This is a genomic window from Candidatus Pelagibacter sp. HIMB1485, assembly GCF_052048055.1.
GTDB lineage: Bacteria > Pseudomonadota > Alphaproteobacteria > Pelagibacterales > Pelagibacteraceae > Pelagibacter.
Window position 1 is genome coordinate 209489 of sequence record NZ_JBNAIN010000001.1, and the last position, 17908, is coordinate 227396.

General features: G+C 27.5%; 21 protein-coding genes. 13 read left to right on the top strand and 8 right to left on the bottom strand.

Translation table 11 applies throughout. The annotated features are described in order from the left end of the window. Window positions 1-83 precede the first annotated feature (83 nt). Together hslV and hslU are read left to right on the top strand one after the other, a co-directional pair. Complete coding sequence (gene hslV, locus ACTTA4_RS01135; protein ID WP_440633169.1) at window positions 84-599, top strand: ATP-dependent protease subunit HslV; 516 nt, start codon at window positions 84-86, stop codon at window positions 597-599. Beyond that, window positions 599-1972, top strand: coding sequence for an ATP-dependent protease ATPase subunit HslU (gene hslU / locus ACTTA4_RS01140; RefSeq protein ID WP_440633170.1), 1374 nt, complete (start codon window positions 599-601; stop codon window positions 1970-1972). The genes hslV and hslU overlap by 1 nt, the downstream gene beginning before the upstream one ends. Here the strand turns inward: hslU and ACTTA4_RS01145 are convergent. Further along, window positions 1962-2384, bottom strand: coding sequence for a Smr/MutS family protein (locus tag ACTTA4_RS01145; protein ID WP_440633171.1), 423 nt, complete (start codon window positions 2382-2384; stop codon window positions 1962-1964). The two genes, hslU and ACTTA4_RS01145, sit on opposite strands and share 11 nt — an antisense overlap. Beyond that, on the bottom strand, window positions 2385-2939 hold the full coding sequence (locus ACTTA4_RS01150) for a Tim44/TimA family putative adaptor protein (protein WP_440633172.1): 555 nt from the start codon (window positions 2937-2939) through the stop codon (window positions 2385-2387). A 100-nt stretch (window positions 2940-3039) separates the two neighbouring features. Between ACTTA4_RS01150 and ACTTA4_RS01155 the strand changes: the two genes are divergently transcribed. After that, window positions 3040-3468 carry an FxsA family protein gene (locus ACTTA4_RS01155; protein WP_440633173.1) on the top strand — a complete coding sequence of 143 codons (429 nt, stop codon included), beginning with the start codon at window positions 3040-3042 and terminating at the stop codon, window positions 3466-3468. Next, entirely contained in the window at window positions 3449-3874 is a 426-nt protein-coding gene (locus tag ACTTA4_RS01160) for a protein-export chaperone SecB (RefSeq protein ID WP_440633174.1), read from the top strand. Before ACTTA4_RS01155 ends, ACTTA4_RS01160 begins: the two co-directional genes overlap by 20 nt. Here ACTTA4_RS01160 and dnaQ read toward each other — a convergent pair. From dnaQ to ACTTA4_RS01185, 5 genes are read right to left on the bottom strand one after another with little or no spacing between them, the layout of a single operon-like run. Continuing rightward, on the bottom strand, window positions 3867-4529 hold the full coding sequence (gene dnaQ, locus ACTTA4_RS01165; RefSeq protein WP_440633175.1) for a DNA polymerase III subunit epsilon: 663 nt from the start codon (window positions 4527-4529) through the stop codon (window positions 3867-3869). The genes ACTTA4_RS01160 and dnaQ overlap by 8 nt on opposite strands. Then, window positions 4530-5099: a dephospho-CoA kinase gene (gene coaE, locus ACTTA4_RS01170; protein WP_440633176.1), complete on the bottom strand. Its 570-nt coding sequence runs from the start codon at window positions 5097-5099 to the stop codon at window positions 4530-4532. It lies immediately after the preceding gene. Then, window positions 5092-5886 carry a shikimate dehydrogenase gene (gene aroE / locus ACTTA4_RS01175; RefSeq protein WP_440633177.1) on the bottom strand — a complete coding sequence of 265 codons (795 nt, stop codon included), beginning with the start codon at window positions 5884-5886 and terminating at the stop codon, window positions 5092-5094. Before aroE ends, coaE begins: the two co-directional genes overlap by 8 nt. Continuing rightward, window positions 5883-6470, bottom strand: coding sequence for a Maf family protein (locus ACTTA4_RS01180; protein WP_440633178.1), 588 nt, complete (start codon window positions 6468-6470; stop codon window positions 5883-5885). Before ACTTA4_RS01180 ends, aroE begins: the two co-directional genes overlap by 4 nt. Further along, window positions 6460-7287: a pyruvate, water dikinase regulatory protein gene (locus tag ACTTA4_RS01185; protein WP_440633179.1), complete on the bottom strand. Its 828-nt coding sequence runs from the start codon at window positions 7285-7287 to the stop codon at window positions 6460-6462. Before ACTTA4_RS01185 ends, ACTTA4_RS01180 begins: the two co-directional genes overlap by 11 nt. A gap of 267 nt (window positions 7288-7554) precedes the next feature. On the opposite strand from ACTTA4_RS01185, the gene hemE reads away from it, so the two are divergent. The 4 genes from hemE to rho all read left to right on the top strand — a co-directional run bounded on the left by hemE (window position 7555) and on the right by rho (window position 11324). Next, complete coding sequence (hemE, locus tag ACTTA4_RS01190) at window positions 7555-8556, top strand: uroporphyrinogen decarboxylase (RefSeq protein WP_440633180.1); 1002 nt, start codon at window positions 7555-7557, stop codon at window positions 8554-8556. Between the two features lie 3 nt (window positions 8557-8559). Further along, window positions 8560-9552, top strand: a complete 993-nt coding sequence (gene hemH / locus ACTTA4_RS01195; protein ID WP_440633181.1) for a ferrochelatase — start codon at window positions 8560-8562, stop codon at window positions 9550-9552. A 3-nt stretch (window positions 9553-9555) separates the two neighbouring features. Then, window positions 9556-9990, top strand: coding sequence for a protoporphyrinogen oxidase HemJ (gene hemJ / locus ACTTA4_RS01200; RefSeq protein ID WP_440633182.1), 435 nt, complete (start codon window positions 9556-9558; stop codon window positions 9988-9990). Window positions 9991-10055: 65 nt separating this feature from the next. Beyond that, window positions 10056-11324 (top strand): transcription termination factor Rho, encoded by a 1269-nt coding sequence (gene rho / locus ACTTA4_RS01205; RefSeq protein WP_440633183.1) that lies wholly within the window; start codon window positions 10056-10058, stop codon window positions 11322-11324. Here rho and ACTTA4_RS01210 read toward each other — a convergent pair whose 3' ends face one another. Then, window positions 11325-12149 carry a sulfotransferase domain-containing protein gene (locus tag ACTTA4_RS01210; RefSeq protein ID WP_440633184.1) on the bottom strand — a complete coding sequence of 275 codons (825 nt, stop codon included), beginning with the start codon at window positions 12147-12149 and terminating at the stop codon, window positions 11325-11327. A gap of 47 nt (window positions 12150-12196) precedes the next feature. On the opposite strand from ACTTA4_RS01210, the gene ACTTA4_RS01215 reads away from it, so the two are divergent. The 5 genes from ACTTA4_RS01215 to ACTTA4_RS01235 all read left to right on the top strand — a co-directional run bounded on the left by ACTTA4_RS01215 (window position 12197) and on the right by ACTTA4_RS01235 (window position 17798). Next, complete coding sequence (locus ACTTA4_RS01215; protein ID WP_440633185.1) at window positions 12197-13753, top strand: sulfotransferase; 1557 nt, start codon at window positions 12197-12199, stop codon at window positions 13751-13753. 34 nt (window positions 13754-13787) lie between these two features. Further along, the gene (mnmE, locus tag ACTTA4_RS01220) at window positions 13788-15119 is read left to right on the top strand and encodes a tRNA uridine-5-carboxymethylaminomethyl(34) synthesis GTPase MnmE (RefSeq protein WP_440633186.1); all 1332 of its coding nucleotides are present in this window, start codon (window positions 13788-13790) and stop codon (window positions 15117-15119) included. Between the two features lie 107 nt (window positions 15120-15226). Beyond that, entirely contained in the window at window positions 15227-16633 is a 1407-nt protein-coding gene (locus ACTTA4_RS01225) for a hypothetical protein (RefSeq protein ID WP_440633187.1), read from the top strand. Between the two features lie 119 nt (window positions 16634-16752). Then, window positions 16753-17076, top strand: a complete 324-nt coding sequence (locus ACTTA4_RS01230; RefSeq protein WP_440633188.1) for a hypothetical protein — start codon at window positions 16753-16755, stop codon at window positions 17074-17076. Continuing rightward, window positions 17076-17798 (top strand): hypothetical protein, encoded by a 723-nt coding sequence (locus ACTTA4_RS01235; protein WP_440633189.1) that lies wholly within the window; start codon window positions 17076-17078, stop codon window positions 17796-17798. Before ACTTA4_RS01230 ends, ACTTA4_RS01235 begins: the two co-directional genes overlap by 1 nt. Window positions 17799-17908: the final 110 nt, after the last annotated feature.

Genomic DNA, 17908 nt, shown 5'->3' on the forward strand with positions numbered 1-17908 from the left:
TAAATGGTATACATACTTAATCCAACTATATCAATATTAGTGTAAAGACTTGAAGTATCAAAAATAGTTACCATTTATTAGTTATGACAACAATTGTACTAGTTAGAAAAAATAATGAAGTTGTAGTTGCTGGTGACGGACAAGTAAGTATGGGAAATACTGTTGTTAAAAGCACAGCTTCAAAAGTTAGAAAAATTGAAAAAAGAGATGTAGTTGCTGGATTTGCAGGATCAACTGCTGATGCATTAACTCTATTTGAGAGATTAGAAGGAAAATTAGAAAAACATGCTGGTAATTTATCAAGGGCTGCCGTTGAATTAGCAAAAGATTGGCGAACTGATAAGTATTTAAGAAGATTAGAAGCATTAATGGCCGTAGGAGATAAAAATAATAGTTATATAATTTCTGGAACTGGAGATGTTCTGGAACCTGAAGGTGATGTAATAGGAATAGGCTCTGGTGGAAATTATGCTTTAGCTGCTGGAAAAGTTTTAATGGAAGGTAATTTGTCTGCAGAAGAAGTGGCTAAAAAAGCAATTAAAGTTGCGGCAGATATTTGTGTTTTTACAAATGAAAATGTTAAAATTGAAAAAATATAATGGATAACTCAAACGTAACACCTTTGCATCCTAAAGAAAAAACTCAAAAAGAAGAAGCATCTTTGGTAAGTGCTCTTTCACCAAGAGAGATCGTTTCAGAATTAGATCGTTTTGTTGTTGGACAAAATAAAGCAAAAAAAGCTGTTGCTGTTGCATTAAGGAATAGATGGAGAAGACAGGCTTTAAAAGGTGAAATGAAAAATGAAGTTTTGCCAAAAAATATTTTGATGATTGGGCCAACAGGAGTTGGAAAAACAGAAATTTCTAGAAGACTTTCAAAACTAGCAGAGGCTCCTTTCGTTAAAGTTGAAGCAACTAGATTTACAGAAGTCGGGTATGTTGGAAGAGATGTAGAGCAGATTGTTAGAGACTTAATTGAAATTGCAATTGCAATGGAAAAAGTAAAAAAAAGAAAAGAAGTTTATGCGCAAGCTCAAAAAGCAGCAGAAGAAAAAGTATTAGATGCTTTAGTGGGGAAAAAGGCAAGCCTTGCAACAAGAGAGAGTTTTAGAAAAAGACTAAGAAATGGTGACTTAGATGACAATGAAATAGAGATAGCTGTAAGCGATACAGGTTCTAACGGTGCATCTTTTGAAATCCCAGGAATGCCAGGTGCTAATGTTGGTATGATAAACATTGGAGAAATGATCGGTAAATCTATGGGAAACAAAGAAAAAAAGAAAAAAATGTCGGTTAAAGAATCGCATGAAATTTTAATTAATGATGAATCAGACAAACTAATTGAACAAGATAAAATTGTTAAAGCCGCTAAATTATCAACAGAAAATAATGGTATAGTGTTTTTAGATGAGATAGATAAAATTTCAGCAAGAACAGATCGTGTTGGTGGTGATGTTTCTAGAGAAGGGGTACAAAGAGATTTATTACCTCTTATCGAGGGAACAACTGTGAATACAAAACATGGTCCAATAAAAACTGATCATATTTTATTTATTGCTTCAGGTGCTTTTCAACTAGCGAAACCATCTGATCTGCTACCTGAGTTACAAGGAAGATTGCCTATAAGAGTTGAGCTAGAAGCTTTAACAAGCGAAGATTTTAAAAGAATCTTGAAAGAACCAGACTACAGTTTAATAAAACAGTATGTAGCTCTATTAAAAACAGAAAATGTAGAGCTTGAATTTTCTGATGATGGTATTGACACAATTGCAAATATTGCATCAGAAGTTAATGCAACAGTTGAGAATATTGGGGCAAGGAGGCTACATACAATTATTGAAAAAATATTGGATGATATTAGTTTCACAGCAACAGACAGAGCTGGAGAAAAAATCATTATAAATAAAGAATATATTAATAAAAACCTTGATAATTTAGTAAAAGATACTGATCTCTCTAAATTTATTTTATAAATTTATTCTTCTTTAAAAGAATATAAAATGCACCACTGCCACCGTCTTCTATTTTGGCATCTTGTATATCATTTATAACTTTCATTAAATTTTGATTATTATTAATAAATTCAGGTACAGAATATTTCAAAATACTTAGGTCTTTAGAAACATAAGGATCTTTTTCAACATCTGAATGAATACCCTTTCCAGTAACAATAATTAATTTACTTACTCCTTCTTCAAATGCTTTTAATATAAATTGTTCTATAGTATTATTTGCTTGTTCAAGTGTATATCCATGAAGATCTAAAGATCTGACTTTTAAATGATTTTTAATTTGAGGTTTAAAATCTTTGTCTACAATTTTTTCTTTACTTAAAACAAAAGTTTGCCAATCTTTTTTATCTTTGTCTGAAATATTATCGTTCAATTAAGTTAAAATATTAACCAACTGCCAATTTGGATTTACCGAAGTGGTGTCTCTAGAGAAAACCCATGTATCATAAATTTTTTTAATCTTTTCAGGATCTCCAGATACAATTTTTTTATCTTTATCTTTTATACAAGTGATTACTTCAGCTATAAAATCAACTGTTACATTTAAAATATTTCCAACCTTTTTGTGTTCTTTTATTTCTGCTTTATTTACACCAATAAATGTAATTTCTGCGAAGTGACCTCTTTTAGCTCTTTCTTTTAAAGCATCATCAAATTGATTAAATATATCTTTATTCAGCAAAGGTTTAGCGTTTGTAATTTTATTATCATTGTCACTAAAATCTGTAATTATTGTTTCATATGCAATTTTTGCACCTTTAAGAAATTCTTTTTGAGCCTCATCATCAAAATTTTCTTTTGGTTTTGCTGCTTGTTCAGCTTTAATATTTTTTAAAACCTCTTTGAATTGAGCCGGAGATTTACCTTCAAAGCCTGATCTTCGACCAAGTATACCTCTGAGTCTTAGAAATATAAATCCCGCTATCATTGCTAATAGAATTATATCTATATACTGGAAACTGTAATTCATGTAATGATAGTAATTACTCTATTGATTAATTTCAACCAGCAATTTAGACTAAAGACAAATGAACCCAATTCTTTTTTTAATTATTCTTATTCCTGCTATTGAAATTTATCTTTTTATTAAAATAGGTGGGCAAATTGGAGCATTAACAACCATTTTACTCATATTTTCTACAGCAATTCTTGGCATTTATTATGCCAAATATGAAGGATTAAATACTTTAAAATCTGGTTTTTCACAATTGAGCAGAAATGAAACACCAGCATATGAAGTTATTTCTGGTGCAGCGATTGCTTTTGCAGCCTTACTATTAATTATTCCAGGTTTTGCAACAGATTTTTTTGGGTTTTTATTGATATTTCCAATCAGCAGAAAATTTATTTTTAAGAATTTTTCAAAAAAATTTACTAAAAAAAAGTCAGAAAGAAATAATTTTATTGATGGGGATTTTGAAGATATAGAAGATGACGATGAAAACAGAAAAATATAAAATTTTGAGTAGATTTATAAAAGACTTGTCAAGTGAAACGCCAGATATTGAAACATATTTATTTGTAAAAGACAGAATAGCTAAATATCAACTGGGCATAGACATAAACTCAAAAGCAATAAAAAATAAAATGGTAGAAATAAATACTACTTTTAAGTTTGAGGATAGAGAAGAAAATAAAAAAAAATCATATTTTGAAATAATTTATACAACAATAGTCAAGATAGACGATGATGTACTAGATAAAAAAGAGTTAGAGAAAATAATTTTATGTGATGCGCAAATTGCAATTTACCCTCACATGGAAAAAGCACTGTTAGATCTTTTACACAATTCAGGTTTTCCTGGGGTAAAATTTGAAAAAAAAGTCGATTTCGAAAATTTGTATAATCAAAGATTTAATTAAAATAATTTTTTTTTAAATGTTCTTTCAAATACTTCTTGTGTTTTTCCACCTCATCAGCCGAAGGTAAAACTACTTTCTTAAAATATTCAGTTTTTGAATTACTATTTTCTTCTGCATCTAAATTTTGTTTAAAATTTAAAGTTGGTTCTTTTTGATCGATTAGATTAATATAAACTTTTGCCAGTAAATCACAGTCTATAAGTGCTGTATGATGGGTTCTTCGTGAGTTATCTATTCTGAATCTTTTACACAAAGCATCTAAATTAACTTGTGATCCAGGATATTTTTCTCTTGCTAAAGCTAATGTATCAATAATTTCGTTCTGAATTTTGTTTTTACCATATAAATTAAGCTCATTATTTAAATGTGCTATATCAAATTCTGCATTATGTATAATTAGTCTTTTATTTTTAATAAAATTCAAAAAATCATCAACTATTTCATTAAATTTTTTTTGTTTTGATAAAAATTCATCAGAATATCCATGAACTTCAAATGCTTTTTCTGAAACTTTTCTCTCTGGATTAAGATAACAATGAAATTTATTATTTGTTGGAGTTAAGTTTTCTAACTCAATACAACCAATTTCAACTATTCTATGACCATCTTTAACAGATATTCCTGTTGTTTCTGTATCTAATACTATTTCTTTCATTTATATAATTAAGTTTAAAATTTCTTTAATTTGCATTTTTATGGCGTTTTTTTTAAAAGTATTTTTAATAATAAAATGCGATTTTTTTTTTTTATATTTTGAATCTAATTGAATTTTTTCAAACATCCTTACAAGTTTATTATTAAAATTTAATCTTTTTTTTAACCTTTTATCTATATCTTTTTTTTTTGATTCAACAAAAACCAGTATATCATTTTTATGAAAAATTTTATTCTCAATAAGCAAGGGAATGTCTAAAACAACAAATTTTTTAGTCTTATTTTTTTTTAAGAAAAGATTTAATCTTTTTCTAATTTCTTTATGAACAATTTTTATTATTTCTTTAAGATTGTTTGGCTTCGTTAATATTGCTTTTGTAATTTCGTTCTTATCTATAGGAAAAGTATAAATATATTTTGGTAATTTTTTTTTTAATTTGTAATAAATTTTTCTGTCCTGTTTATATAATTTTGATACTTCATAATCAGCATTAAAAACTGGATATCCAAAATTATTTGCTACAAATGTTTTTCCGGAACCAATCCTGCCCACCACACCTATTCTAATCATCGTTTAATAAATTAAGAATTTGATTATTTACACTTGGCTCTATATTGTGCCATAACTTAAATGCTTCAAAAGCCTGATAAACAAACATAAATTTACCATTTTCTGTTTGATTTCCCAATTTTTTCCCATTTTTTAGAAAATTAGTTTCTGCAGGATTATAAATCACATCATAAAACAACTTTCCATGACCAATATTTGAAGTCTCTATATCTATAGTCTCATTATTTAAACCTAAGCTGGTTGCATTAATGATTATATCAAATTCAGGAATTTCTCCCCAATTTACAATATTTATTTTATTGAATTGCAATTTTAAGTTTTCAGCTTTTTTGTAAGTTCTATTGCTCAAAATTATTTGGGATACTTCCATTTTATTTAAAGCGAAAATTATTGACGGAACTACTCCGCCTGCGCCCAAAATTAATATTTTTTTATTTTTAGCGTTATAATTTAATTTGTTTATGGCTTTCTGGAAACCAACAATATCTGTATTGTGACCAACTAACTCTCCATTATTAAAACAAATTGTATTTACCGACTGCGTTTGTTCTGCTTCTGGACTTAATTTGTTTAAGAAAGGAATTACAGTTTTTTTGAATGGAACAGTTACATTACAACCATTTATTTCTTGATTTCTAATTTTATTAATAAAATTTTTAACTTCATTTTCTTCAAGTTTAATTTTTTCATAAACTGCATTAATATTATTTTGTTTAAACCAATGGTTATGCAGTTTTGGGGATAAAGAGTGATTGATTGGGTTTCCAATTACAAAATATTTCTTCATTTTTGTAAATTTAGATATTCCTTGATTTTTTTTATAGGTAAGCCCATTATTGTATCCTCATCTCCTTCTATACTGCTAAATAAATTTCTACCTTCACCCTCGATTTGATATACATTGTAAGCGTAAAGATTTTCATCTGATATTTTAGATAGATATTCTTTCAATTCTAAATCTGACAAATTTTTCATTATGAGAGTCGCTTTATCAGTGTAGTTCCAAATCATTGAACCATTTTTAGAAATACAAACAGAACTTATCAAATAATGAAGTTTTCCATTAAGTTTTTTTAATATTCTCATTGCTTCTTCTCTATTCTCTGGTTTGGAAATTAATTCTCCATCTAAATCAATTACACTATCTGCACCAAGTACTACTTTATCTAGTATTTTGGCGCTAATTTTATTTGCTTTTAATTCTGCTAAGTTTTTTGAAATTATTTCTGGACTAGCATTTTCTCTAAGTAAAGATAGCTTTACAACATCTTCATCAACGTTTGAAGGCTCTACAATACTTTCTATATTATTTTTATCTAAAATGTCTTTTCTGACTTTGCTTTTTGACGCTAGAATAATTTTACTTTTCATTGTTTAAGTATATTTCGTGTATTTTTATTATAGATGCAGCAGTTTCTTCTACAGATTTTCTTGTTACATCTATTAAGGGCCATTTGTATTTTTGAAATGTTTTTTTTGCTTGAAGAACTTCTTTTTTTATACTCTCAAGATTGGTATAATCTATTGTTTCTGTTTCTTTTAATGAATTCATTCTATTTTTTCTTAAATCTGCAAGCCTTTCCGGTTCTGTGCTTAATCCAACTACACAAGTTATATGGGGATTTTTCTTAAGTTTTTCAGGCAAAGAATTTTCATTTACCAAAGGAATATTTGATGTCTTAAAGCCTTTGTTTGCAAGATAAATCGAGGTTGGTGTTTTACTTGTTCTACTAACTCCAACAAGAATAATATCAGACTTTTCAACTTCATTTATCAAATTACCGTCATCATGGTTCATAGTAAATTGAATCGCTTCAATTCTATCGTAATATTCATCATTTAAAACATGTTGTCCACTTGGTTCATGAGAGGCTTTTTGATTTAAAATTTTAGAAAAATTTAAAATTAAATTACCAAGTACTCCAAAACAAGGTATCTTTTTTTTTTCACTTTCGTTGGCCAAATATTTAGCAAGGTTATTATCTACAATAGTATATAAAATTATTGAATTTTCATTTCTTTTTGCATCTTCTAAAATTTTTAAAATTTGGTTTTCTGTTCTTGTAAAAGAATAAGAATGAATTTTGTATTCTATATTTAAAAATTGTGCTTTAAGAGCTAAAAATATTCTATCTAAAGTTTCTCCTGTAGAGTCGGAAATTAAATAAATTTGATATGTATTGCTCATGAATAAGTTGTTAATAAATTTGTATTATTTTAATTAAATTTTACAATTTTAAATTTCCCTAGTAGCACCTGTAAAACCTTATTTTTATTAACAATAATAATAAATAAGCTAAAACAATCCACAAAGTTAAAATAATTAGAAAAAGCTTCATTTTAAACAATTTTAATCGACAAACATGTTAGTAAATTGTGAATATAATGTTTATAAAAAATAATCACCTTTATTCACAAGATATATTAATACTACAATAATTAATAAGACTTTTATATGAAACCTTTAAACAAAGTAATTACCAACAAAGACACTTCATTTAATCCTTTATGGATAATGAGACAAGCAGGTCGATATTTACCCGAGTTTAGAGAAATCAGAAAAAAAAATCCTGACTTTATTAATTTATGTTTAAATGACCACTTATCAGCTGAAATAACTCTACAACCACTGAAAAGATTTGATATTGACGCTGCAATAATTTTTTCTGATATTTTAATGTTACCTTATGGTTTAGGTCAAAAAGTAAAATTTGAGAAAAATTTTGGTCCTAAATTAGATAGTCTAGATTTAAATGAAATGGCAAATTTAGATGAAATAGATTTTGTTCAAAAAATATACCCTGTTTATAAAGCAATAAAAAAAGTAAGTTCTAATCCAATCGCAAAAGATAAAAATACTATTGGATTTGTAGGTGCACCTTGGACTCTTCTGGTCTATATGATTAATTTAAAATCTCCAAAGAAAGAATTAAATGAAAATTTTTTTAAAGATGACTTTTTAATCAATAGAATTTTATTAATCATAGAAAAATTTTTAAAAGTACATATTAAAAACCAAATAGATAACGGTGCAAATATTATCCAAATTTTTGATAGTTGGGCTGGTTTATTAGAGGAAAAAGATTTACCAAATTACATCTACACACCTACTTTCAATTTAGTAGAATATGTAAAATCTTTAAATGTACCGGTAATATGTTTTCCAAGAGAGATTAAAAATTATAAAGAATTTTGTGAGATAGTTAAACCTGATGCAATAAGTATTGATTATAATGTTGATCCTAAAAAAATACTTAAAGATATTAAAATTCCTATTCAAGGAGGCTTAGATCCCAAAGTTCTTTTAACAGACTATGAAAATTTGAAAAAAGAAACTTTCAAATATTTAGAAATTTTTAAAGATCATCCTTATATATTTAATCTAGGACATGGTATTCTTCCTGAAACCAATCCAGAGATGGTTGCTAACTTAATTAAAATAGTAAAAAATAATTAAAATATGGATAAAAATCATCCACCAATAAAATATGGTAAAACAGGAGTCCTTATAATTAATTTAGGTACCCCAGATTCAACAAATTGGCTTGATATTAGAAAGTATTTAAAGGAATTTCTGTCAGACAGAAGAGTGATTGAAGTAAATCCTATAGTTTGGCAAATAATTTTAAATTTATTTATCCTAACTTTTAGACCTTCTAAGACTGCCAAGGCTTATAAAGAAATTTGGATGAAAAACGAAAATATGTCTCCCCTTCTATATTATACAAAAAAACAAAGCGAAAAAATCTCTCAGTTATTACAAAAAGAAAATGTCGTTTTGGATTTTGCGATGAGGTATGGAAATCCAAGTATTAAAAAAAAGATACATAAATTGCATGAAATGGGATGTGAAAATTTAGTTATCCTTCCTCTTTATCCACAATACGCGGCAGCAACAACAGCCACAGTTTGTGATGAAGTTTATAGAACATTGATGAAAATGAGATGGCAACCCTCTCTAAAAATAATTCCACATTATGAATCTAATTCTCTTTATATTGATGCATTAGTTAATTCGATAAATAAAAAAATTAATGAAATTAATTGGAAACCAGATTTAATTATCGCTTCATACCATGGGATACCAAAAAAATATTTTGATAAAGGTGATCCGTATCACTGCTATTGTCACAAAACAACAAGACTTATTTCTGAAAAGTTCACTTCCATTAAAATTCAAACTACTTTTCAGTCAAGATTTGGTCCACAAGAATGGCTTCAACCATATACTGACAAAACTTTAGAAAATTTACCTAAAGAAGGAATTAAAAATATTCTTACAATTTGTCCAGGTTTCTCATCCGACTGTGTAGAAACTTTAGAGGAAATATTAATTCAAGGTAAAGAAAGTTTTGTAAATGCTGGAGGGTTAAATTTTGATATGGTCCCATGTTTAAATGATAATGATGATCATATATTTTTGTTAAAGTCTTTAATTGAAAACAATCTCTAATTAATGAATACATATTTACTATTTAAATCTTTACATTTAATAGCAGTCGTTTCCTGGATGGCCGGTCTTTTATATCTACCAAGAATTTTTGTTTATCATGTTGAGAATAAAGAAAAAAAAGAAGCTACTGATATATTTGAAGTGATGGAGAGAAAATTATTTTTTTATATTATGCGCCCCGCAATGATATTTACTTGGGTATTTGGATTGACTTTGATTTATTTAAATGGAATAGAAATTTTTGCACAGCTGTGGTTTCAGATAAAGATAGTTCTGATAGTTTTGCTATCAGCCTATAATGACTTTTTAGGTAAATGTCTTGCTAGTTTAAAAAATTCTACAAATACAAAATCTGCTAAATTTTTTAGAATTATTAATGAAATACCAACCATAATTTTAATTATTGTTGTATTTTTAGCCATTTTTAAACCAATCTAGGGTTGAAATAATAAAAACAGGATATATATTCATTATATTGATAATTCCTTATCAACAAACCAATCATGAACATTCAAGAACTAAAACTTAAATCATCTGAACAGCTTATTACACAGGCAGAAGAACTTGGCATTGAAAATGCTAGTACCTTAAGAAAACAGGAAATTCTTTTTGCTATTTTAAAAAAAGTTGCAGAAAAAGAGGAGATTACCGGTGTTGGTGTTTTGCAGTTACTGCAAGACGGTTTTGGTTTTCTTAGAGCGATGGAGTCTAATTATCTTCCAGGACCGGATGATATATATGTAAGTCCAAGCCAAATTAGAAAATTCGGTTTGAGAACAGGAGATACTGTTGAAGGACCAGTAAGAGCCCCTAAGGAAGGTGAAAGATATTTTGCATTGTTACAAGTTAGTAAAATAAATTTTGAAGAACCAGAAAAAGCAAGACATAAAATTGCGTTTGATAATTTAACACCGTTGTACCCAGACAAACAATTGGTAATGGAAATTGAAAAAACTAAGGTGGAAAAAAAACCAGACCTTACACCAAGATTAATTGATCTAGTTAGTCCAATTGGCAAAGGTCAAAGATCTATAATTATCTCACCACCCAAAGCTGGTAAAACTATGATTTTACAAAGTATTGCAAACTCAATAGCTAAAAATTATCCAGAGTGTTATTTGATAGTATTACTGATAGATGAACGTCCGGAGGAAGTTACAGATATGCAAAGGACTGTAAAAGGTGAAGTAATTAGTTCTACCTTTGATGAACCAGCACAACGGCACGTAGCTGTTGCTGAAATGGTCATAGAAAAAGCGAAAAGATTAACTGAACATAAAAAAGATGTTGTTATTTTGCTAGACTCTATAACAAGATTAGGAAGAGCTTATAACGCTGTAATTCCAAGTTCAGGAAAAGTCCTGACGGGAGGTGTGGATGCAAATGCGCTCCAGAGACCAAAAAGATTTTTTGGTGCAGCGAGAAATATAGAGGAAGGTGGATCGTTGACTATTATTTCTACGGCTTTGATTGATACTGGAAGCAGAATGGACGAAGTGATATTTGAAGAATTTAAAGGAACAGGTAATAGCGAAACTGTTTTAGATAGGAAAATTGCAGACAAGAGAATCTATCCTGCAATTGATATAACAAAGTCTGGAACAAGGAGAGAAGAGCTTTTATTTGATAAAAATGATCTCCAGAAAATGAATGTGCTAAGAAGAATAATTGCTCCAATGGGAACAATGGATGCAATAGAGTTTATAAATTCAAAATTAAAAGATACTAAAAATAACGCTGAGTTTTTCAACTCAATGAATAAACCAGCATAATTACAAATAGTTTAATTCCTGCATTTCAATTTTAAAATACTTTTCAATTTCTTTTGTAACCTCAGAATCTAAGAAGTTTTTCCAATTATTTTTTGGGCCTAAATAAAAAAAATTTTGATTTTTTGATTTAGGAGTTTCTATGAACCCTTTTTCAATCTCTTGTTTTTTCAAATTCTCAAAATCACAATCATTTAGTGCTTTGTCTATTTGATAACTTTTAAATTTATTTTTAGTATTTTTTTCAAGATAATTAATAATTTTTATAAATTCATTTTTTTTATAAAGCAAATCTTCGTATTTTATCAGTAGATAATTTTTGTCGAAATTTTTCCATGATTTATAATGATTAGACCAAGATGAAATTAAGGTGGGTACATCAAATTCATTTTCTATTTTTTTTGTACCTATAAATTTTCTCTCATTTTTCATGAATTCCAATGTCTCTTTATAGTTATTTTTATTAAAATGGTTTTTTAATGAAGTAATTATATTTCTAGGATCTCTAACTATGTGAATTACACCATGAGTATTATTTTTATCTGTAAAAGCTGTTTTCTTTGTCCTCCAGTTTGCACTATGAGTTTTTAAAAATTTTATTTTTTTATCTAAATTAATAAAGTTTTGAGCATTTATGCTGTTTTCTAGAATTTCTTCTATATTTGAGAGATCAGTTGAAATGTTATTAAAGTGTCTTTTGTTAGGAAATTGTTCAATTTTTATATTATTTATATTTATTTCCTCTTTGTCTGAAAACAATAAAGAATTTAAAAATATTCTGACCCAAGTATTTCCACTTTTTGGATATGATGCTAGCCAAACAATCATTTGATTATTTTTTTCTTTTTAAATTTTAATAATTTTATATCTTAAAAATGATGAATTTAACCATTGAAATCGAAAAAATTATAAATCATTTGAATAAAAAAGAATTTAACAAAGTTATTAAAGCTACAGAAAAGTTAATTTCTAAAAAGATAAAAAATACCGAGATTTATAATTTGTGTGGATTGGCATACCAAAATTTAAGTTTGTATGAAAAATCTATCAATTATTTTAAGAAATCTATAGATATAGAAAAAAATAATTATTTTGCCCTAAACAATTTAGCTTTTTCTCTTAAAGCTACTCAAAAAATTGAACTTTCGGATAATGCTTATGAAAATTGTTTAAAGATTAAACCAAATTATTTAACAGGTATTCTGAATTATGCTTCTTTGAAAGAAGAAAAAAACGAAATTCAGGAATCTATACGACTATATTTATCTGCTTTAGAATTAAATGCTAAGTCAGAAGAAATATATATACTTTCGAAATTAAGTAGACTTTATCTTTCAGTAGGTAATTCACAAAAAGCAAAAAATTATGCACTTAAAATATTAGAAAAAAATCCAGAAGATACATCAGCCTTTAGTTTATTATCAGATTTGACAGAGTTTATTGATGAAAAGAAAATGATTCTAGATATGGAAAATATTTATTTAAATAAAAATTTAAATGATGAAGATATTATCAATTTATCTTTTTCTCTTGGTAAAGTATATGACAAATTAAAGAAATTTAACGAAGCCTTTTTATATTTTTCAAAAGGGAATGAATTAAAAAGAAAATATGTTAATTATAATCATAAAGACATTGAAATTTTAATCAAAAGTATTAAGAAAATTTTCCAAAATCTTGAGATTTATAAAATTAAAAAAAATATTTCTAAAAAAAAAATAGTTTTCATATGTGGTATGCCAAGATCAGGTACTACATTAATAGAACAAATTATATCATCTCACAGAGATGTAGTTGCTACAGGTGAATACAATTCTTTAAGTTTTTTTATAAAAAATAATTATTTAAATAAATTTAAGCTAAATGGAAAAAAATTATATAAAGATATTTTCTCTAAAGAAAATAAAATACAAAAGTATTATTTGGATATTCTAGATCAAAATAAATTTTTCTCGAATATTTTTACAGATAAATCAATTCAAAATTTTTTATGGATTGGTTTTATTAAAATTTTTTTTCCAAATTCAAAAATAATATTAACTGAAAGAAATTCTCGTGATATTTGTTTATCTATATTTAAAATCAATTTTAAAAATGGTTTTATGAATTTTGCATATAACCAGAATGAAATTGCAGAATTTTATAATAATTATTTAGATTTAATTAATTTTTGGAAAAATATATTTAAAGAAGAAATTTATAATGTTAGTTATGAAGCGTTAATAAGAAATCCTGATGATGAAATCAAAAGTCTTATTAATTTTTGTGATTTGCCATGGGATGTTAATTGTTTAAATCATCATAAAAACAAATCATCTATTTCTACCGCTAGTATCGATCAAGCTAGAAAACCTATTTATCAAACATCTGAAAATAAAAGTAATTACTATTCAAATCATTTAAATAAAATGTATAGTTTGTTAAAAAACTAAATGTTTTTTATTATTTCAAAGTTATATTAAATTCATGACAATTTATGCTTTATCAACTGGGCCAGGCATATCCGGTATATCGGTAATTAGAATTTCGGGTCCAGATACTAGCAAAATATTAAAATTGTTAACTAAAAAGAGTCTGCCTAACCCCAGAATAGCAACATTAAGAAAAATCAACAAAATTAACACTTCTGAGTTGATCGATGAAGGTATAATACTATGGTTTCCTGGACCTGAGAGCTACACAGGTGAAGATATGGCTGAAATTCAAGTTCACGGTAGTAAAGCCGTGGTAGATGCCCTTCACTCTTCTATTTCTCAAATTGAAAATTGTAGATTAGCAGAGCCAGGCGAATTTACTAAACTTGCATTCCAAAATGGAAAAATAAACTTATTAGAAGCAGAAAGTATAGCTGATCTAATTTCATCTGAAACAGAAATTCAAAGACAACAAGCAATCAAAATTATGAACGGCAAGTCTGCAGACCAATTTAATTTTTTAAGAGAAAAACTTTTAAAAATTTTGGCTCATGTTGAAGCTAAAATTGATTTTCCGGATGAAGATTTGCCCGACAATATTTTGGATGAAATCAAAAATGATTCAAATGATGTTATTCAAAAAATTGAAAAGATTTTAAACGATCAAAAAGTTGGAGAAAGAATTAGAGAAGGTTTTAAGATTGCAATTCTTGGTCCTACTAATGCAGGGAAATCTAGTTTAATAAATCATTTATCAAATCGAGATGTTGCAATTGTTTCTGAAATAGCTGGTACTACAAGAGATGTAATAGAAACTCATCTTAATATAGATGGTTATCCCGTAATAATATCTGACACCGCAGGAATACGAGAATCTAAAGATGAGATAGAAAAAAAAGGTATTAAATTATCTTTAAATAGAGCCGAAGAAGCAGATTTAAAGCTTGTAGTGGTGGATGCAAAAAGCCTTGATTTTAATGATGTTTTGAAGGGTTTATTAGATGAAAATGCAATTTTAGTTATAAACAAGTCTGATCTTTTAGAAAAAGAAATTGATCCAGAAATTAAAAATATAAATCATGTTTTAATCTCAATTAAAGATAATAAAAATATTGATGAACTAATTTCAAAAATAAAAAATAATTTAAAAAATAAATTTATAACTAGTGATGATATTTTAATTACTAGAGAAAGACACAGACAACATTTGGAACAGTGTTTAGATCATTTGAATAACTTTAATCAAAAAAAAGAAATAGAAGATTTTGATAAAGCAGCAGAAGATTTAAGATTAGCTACTAGACATTTGGGTATGATCGTTGGAAAAGTCGATGTAGAAGAGATATTAGGTAGTATTTTCAACGATTTTTGTATAGGAAAGTAGATAAGTTATCATTTACGTCTCATTTAATAAAATTTAAGTCTCATTTTTTTGAAAAAAGTCTCAATAAGTCTCTATAATGTCTATCATTATTGGTATATGTTCCAGTTATGGAAAAAATAAGTAGTAAAAAAATAGTAAATATTAGAAAAAATAAAGGTTATTCATCAAAAAGCATTTTTTACAGTAATTTTTGTACATTTTTAAAAGAAAAAGAGAATTTTCAAGAAAATCAGCTTCCAACAAAAAAAACCATTGAAAGAATTGAGTTTAACAATGAGATATCGAAAAAATATTTAGAATTAATATGTAAATTTTTAGCTATCAAGCCCGAGGAGATACAACAAGGAGAGAAAGAGGTTTATGAAGGCGGTTTTACTGAAGAAGACATAGAAAGATTTAAACAAATTGATACGGGCCTAAAGCGTGTTCGATTGATAACTGAAAACGATCTTAGAAGTTTGTCTTCTTTTAAAAAAAATATTTTTTTAACTAAACCAGTTCAAATAAGTTTGCTTGATACACGTCATGAAGAAATTTGGAAATGTTTATCTGAAATTTTAAAATCATCTAGTCCTTACAATATAATGAAAAATCATGGAAGCGATCCTTCTTATGAAATTACAAGAACAAATTTATTTACTAAGCTACATAATTTAATTGATAGTACTCCTTGTAAATTATACGCAACATCATTTAATTACTGTACTTTCTGGCCCTTCCCTTCTTTTACGTATGATATTTATATGGAACAAAAAGATGAAGAAGATGGAAAAATATGTATGTCAGATATTTATATTCCCCAGTCAAGTAGTGATAAATCTTTTAACGGTACCTGGCATATTTTACCAGTTGAAATGCATTATCAAGTTTTCATTCTTTGTGACATGGAAGTTGAGTCTATTCGCTTTGATGATGATGCGGGAAAAACAATATTAGATCAAGCTGTCGGAAGAATGGATGTGTCTGAAGAGAATATGTCAGAGGATGCCTATGAAGATCATATACATAACGGACCACTTTTTGGAAGAAGACTCTATGGAACTTATGAGCATGTTCTGGAGGAGATTAATAATACTTATATGTTCACAAATTATATTGACTCAACTAATATAGAAGTAATTTTTAAACCCAAAACCCTTTTTCAACCAAAACCATTTAATATCAACGATTATAGAGATGATGAATTAGACTTCATTGACAGGGTTTTAAAAAATAAAAATTTTCATCAATACTTTGCACCAAATAAATTAGAAAACTTTCAAAACATTAATAATAAAAATTATCATACGAGGCTAGATTTTTTAGAGAGGTCTAATTTAAAAAAAAAGTTTTTTGATGGCGTTTCGTCCTTATACACAAACAAATCTTGGGCACGAATTGATACAGATGAAAAACTACTAGAGGGTATTTTAGATGGTTCAGCTAATGAAATTAGTGAGCATATTGATATTAGGATGGATGATGCTCGTATGGATGCTTACGAAGATGAAAAAAATTATGATGAAGATGAATAATTAAAATTTAAAAATTCCGGTTGGGACCCTGAGGCTCCAACCAGAATAGATTGTATCCAGATATTTTTTATATCACAATCTTTTAACAATCAAGTCCTCAGGAGAAATAAGGAATAACCATGAATAATGGTAACAGGAGAGGTGTATCTAAAATGGAGCACACCCAAAGTAATGACAAAAAAGGAAAAGTAATAGTGAGAAGATCCATTGTAGCAGATGAACAATACGTAATGAACGATGCTGCATGGAGATCACGGATGCTCAGTGATTTTTTAAATGAAGTAGGAAATACATTGTATGAGCTGAAAGGAGATGACGGTGCTGATTATCCATTAAAAGTTCATGAACCAATTGTAGAACCTTTTGAAAATCATGAGAGCTTGTACGATCAAGTTTTCATTAAATTTACTGCATCGATACCAGGTCGAAAGGAGGTAAATTAATGAGTGAAAAATTGCAATTGTTACAAAATGATAATGTTCTAAATTTTAGTGATATTAAAAAACAATCTGGTTTTGTTTCTAGGCAGCCTTCTGCTACACCAAGAGATGGTGTAATTTATTTAAGCTCAAGCACATACCATACACTTAAACTCGAGGATTATTCTCATTGTAAAATATCAACTGTTGGTGAGCTTAAAGAGTGTGAAAGGCTGTATTTTAGATTAAATAATGAACCAACTAGTTCAGACAATTATTTAATTCTTAAAGGGAAACAGACTCAAAGAGCAGGTGCAGTTATATCTGGAACATCTAGTATAGCTACGATTATTCCAAGATATGCTTCATTGCTTAAAAAGCCAATAAATCAAAGGAAAATAGACCTTAAAAAATGTGAAAAATCAGGGTTTTGGTACATGAGACTTATTCCCGACTATGAATATAAAGTTCATGATCTTGACAATCCACCAAAGGAGAAAGTGATTTATAAAATTATTTATAACGGCCATATTCAAAACATTGGTGAAACAAATAATCTACCAAGACGATTGAAAGAAAAAAAAAATCAAGGTGTTCCAATGGATGAAGTTTACTATTCTTTAATGAACACTTGCTCTGATGATGAAAGAAAAAATTGGGAATCTTTTCATATTAAAAAATATGTAAAGGAACATGGTGGTTTACCCCCACACAATTACCAATTAGGAAGAAACATAACTCAATAATCAGTAATTTGGGGGTTTAAAAGCCCCCTAATTTAATCCAAAAAACGTTGATAATACTAGCTTATTTACAAAAAATTAAGCCTATCTTGTAAATTATGTAATCACATATA

Bases quoted from the DNA above. Each gene is read 5' to 3' on its own strand.
- dnaQ (WP_440633175.1), bottom strand. From the start codon at position 4,529: ATGAAAGAAATAGTATTAGATACAGAAACAACAGGAATATCTGTTAAA.
- ACTTA4_RS01160 (WP_440633174.1), top strand. From the start codon at position 3,449: ATGAAAACAGAAAAATATAAAATTTTGAGTAGATTTATAAAAGACTTG.
- ACTTA4_RS01150 (WP_440633172.1), bottom strand. From the start codon at position 2,939: ATGATAGCGGGATTTATATTTCTAAGACTCAGAGGTATACTTGGTCGA.
- aroE (WP_440633177.1), bottom strand. From the start codon at position 5,886: ATGAAGAAATATTTTGTAATTGGAAACCCAATCAATCACTCTTTATCC.
- ACTTA4_RS01180 (WP_440633178.1), bottom strand. From the start codon at position 6,470: ATGAAAAGTAAAATTATTCTAGCGTCAAAAAGCAAAGTCAGAAAAGAC.
- ACTTA4_RS01185 (WP_440633179.1), bottom strand. From the start codon at position 7,287: ATGAGCAATACATATCAAATTTATTTAATTTCCGACTCTACAGGAGAA.
- hemE (WP_440633180.1), top strand. From the start codon at position 7,555: ATGAAACCTTTAAACAAAGTAATTACCAACAAAGACACTTCATTTAAT.
- ACTTA4_RS01210 (WP_440633184.1), bottom strand. From the start codon at position 12,149: ATGATTGTTTGGCTAGCATCATATCCAAAAAGTGGAAATACTTGGGTC.
- hemH (WP_440633181.1), top strand. From the start codon at position 8,560: ATGGATAAAAATCATCCACCAATAAAATATGGTAAAACAGGAGTCCTT.
- ACTTA4_RS01225 (WP_440633187.1), top strand. From the start codon at position 15,227: ATGGAAAAAATAAGTAGTAAAAAAATAGTAAATATTAGAAAAAATAAA.
- ACTTA4_RS01155 (WP_440633173.1), top strand. From the start codon at position 3,040: ATGAACCCAATTCTTTTTTTAATTATTCTTATTCCTGCTATTGAAATT.
- coaE (WP_440633176.1), bottom strand. From the start codon at position 5,099: ATGATTAGAATAGGTGTGGTGGGCAGGATTGGTTCCGGAAAAACATTT.
- ACTTA4_RS01235 (WP_440633189.1), top strand. From the start codon at position 17,076: ATGAGTGAAAAATTGCAATTGTTACAAAATGATAATGTTCTAAATTTT.
- ACTTA4_RS01215 (WP_440633185.1), top strand. From the start codon at position 12,197: ATGATGAATTTAACCATTGAAATCGAAAAAATTATAAATCATTTGAAT.
- hslU (WP_440633170.1), top strand. From the start codon at position 599: ATGGATAACTCAAACGTAACACCTTTGCATCCTAAAGAAAAAACTCAA.
- hemJ (WP_440633182.1), top strand. From the start codon at position 9,556: ATGAATACATATTTACTATTTAAATCTTTACATTTAATAGCAGTCGTT.
- hslV (WP_440633169.1), top strand. From the start codon at position 84: ATGACAACAATTGTACTAGTTAGAAAAAATAATGAAGTTGTAGTTGCT.
- mnmE (WP_440633186.1), top strand. From the start codon at position 13,788: ATGACAATTTATGCTTTATCAACTGGGCCAGGCATATCCGGTATATCG.
- rho (WP_440633183.1), top strand. From the start codon at position 10,056: ATGAACATTCAAGAACTAAAACTTAAATCATCTGAACAGCTTATTACA.
- ACTTA4_RS01230 (WP_440633188.1), top strand. From the start codon at position 16,753: ATGAATAATGGTAACAGGAGAGGTGTATCTAAAATGGAGCACACCCAA.